The 1,996-nt window shown below is 41.3% G+C and carries 2 protein-coding genes; both read right to left on the bottom strand.

All coding sequences use genetic code 11. The features are described from left to right. Positions 1 to 1,357: NAD(P)H-hydrate epimerase (locus tag NZ896_06795; GenBank protein ID MCS7117151.1), on the bottom strand; the 1,357-nt coding region annotated here is incomplete at its 3' end. 16 nt (positions 1,358 to 1,373) lie between these two features. Beyond that, entirely contained in the window at positions 1,374 to 1,853 is a 480-nt protein-coding gene (locus NZ896_06790) for an HIT domain-containing protein (GenBank protein ID MCS7117150.1), read from the bottom strand. Between the last annotated feature and the right edge of the window lie 143 nt (positions 1,854 to 1,996).

Below are 1,996 nucleotides of genomic sequence, written 5' to 3'. Positions count from 1 at the left end.
CAGCGGTAGCCATACCTGCCTTACCACCCGTATCACCGCTCAGATTGATGTAGACCCTTTGGTCTGGATAACCTATCAGTGTATGGGGACCTTTTAAAACGATGACCGCATTCAACTCCTTTGTATATTGCTGTAGAATATCCACCCTATTTCTCTCGATTCTTTCCTTCTCTATTCCAGTGAGCCTCCCCATTTCACCAATATGCGGGGTGATGATCGTTGGTGCACTTCTCTGCTTTATGATACTTACATCTTTAGAGATCGCGGTAATCCCATCACCATCGATCAATATCGGCAAAGTAATATCTTGAGCCAACTCCCTTACTAACTCCTGGGTCTCTTCATTCGTAGATAAGCCCGGCCCCAATATCACCATCTTGATCCCTCTTTCTCTACAGATCTTTACAAGACCATCCTTAGCCTTTAAACTCAGACTCCCATCGTTCGTTTCATCCTTTTGTGGAAGGAAAACGACCTCTCTCCCTCTCTCAGCAAGGAATGGTGTTATGGATGCTGGGCAGGCTAAGTAAGAGTAACCGCCCCCAGCCTTTAAAAAAGAGTATGCAGATGCGATTGGAGCCCAAAAGTAATTCCTTGAGCCAGCGATCGTTAGAATCGGGCCATAAGAGAATTTTGTAGTATTTGGATCCCTTTCTGGTAGAGGTATAGGTACTGAGACTTCAACTTTGATCGAGTCCGATCTTTGAAGAGGTAATGGATAAGATATGTGTGAAACGTACAACTTACCACACCTACCATAGCCCGGATAAAGCAGATTCCCGATCTTCGGCAATCCATAAGTTATCGTGTAACTCGCTTTTACTGAAATACCCATCTCTTGACCGGTATCACCATTTATCCCCGAAGGTATATCGATAGAAAAGATGGGCTTTTCACTCTTATTCATCAACTCTATAACATCTTTATAGATCCCTTCGATATTCCTCTCCAAACCCGTTCCAAATATCGCATCGATGATCGCATCTGCTTCATTAAGAGTACTCTTGATCGAATCGATATCTACTTGATTTATCATCTCAATTTCGATTGGAAACTTTAAGATTATTTCGAGATTCTTTCTCGCCGAACCTCTATACCTTTCCTTCTCAGCCAAGAGGAAGACCTTCACATAACCACCATTGGAGTGAAGCTTTCTTGCTACGACAAAACCATCCCCGCCGTTGTTACCAGGACCACAGAAGATTACAAACCTTTTTCCTTTCACCCCAAACTCCTTTAGGATTACAAAGTATGCACTCTCACCCGCATTCTCCATTAAAATCTCTTCAGATATTCCATAATCCTCCATCGCCCTTCTATCTAACTCTCTTATCTCTGAATTTCTACACACCTTCATCTATACCACTCAGCAATTAAGTGATAAAGTACTCTCTCAATTTCTTGTATGTTGAGTTTAAAGCCTCAACGATTACCTTCGTATCGGCGATGACTGGCATATAATTCGTATCTTCCTTCCACCTCGGTACAACATGTGTATGTAAATGGTCTTTTATCCCCGCTCCGGCACCTTCACCCAAATTCATCCCTATATTGAAACCATCTGGATTCATCGCTTCCTTCAAAATTTTAACGACCCTTACTAAGATTTCAAAGTGTTCATCACGCTCCTCCTTACTTAGACCTTCTAGTGATGAGATATGTTTATAGGGCACGATCATCAAATGGCCAGGATTGTATGGATAGCTATTTAAAATAACGAAATTATTCAACCCTCTATAGACAATGTAATTCTCTTCATCTCTATTCTCCTTCGGCTTTTCACAAAATATACACCCCTTTGGCTTATCACTCTTTATGTATTCGATCCTCCATGGAGCGAATATTCTCTTCATCCTTCCACCTTAATCAAAATTTTAATCAATTATTCTACTTCGCCCTCAATAGAAAAATTTATCCCTTGCTTTGAGGGTTTATATGCTATGCCAAGGCAGATCTTCAGTAGTGAAGAATTCATCAAGCTCTTGGAAAAGGCTAC

It is taken from the genome of Nitrososphaerales archaeon (genome assembly GCA_025058425.1).
Taxonomy (GTDB): domain Archaea; phylum Thermoproteota; class Nitrososphaeria; order Nitrososphaerales; family JANXEG01; genus JANXEG01.
This window is presented reverse-complemented; position numbering and strand designations above follow the sequence as displayed.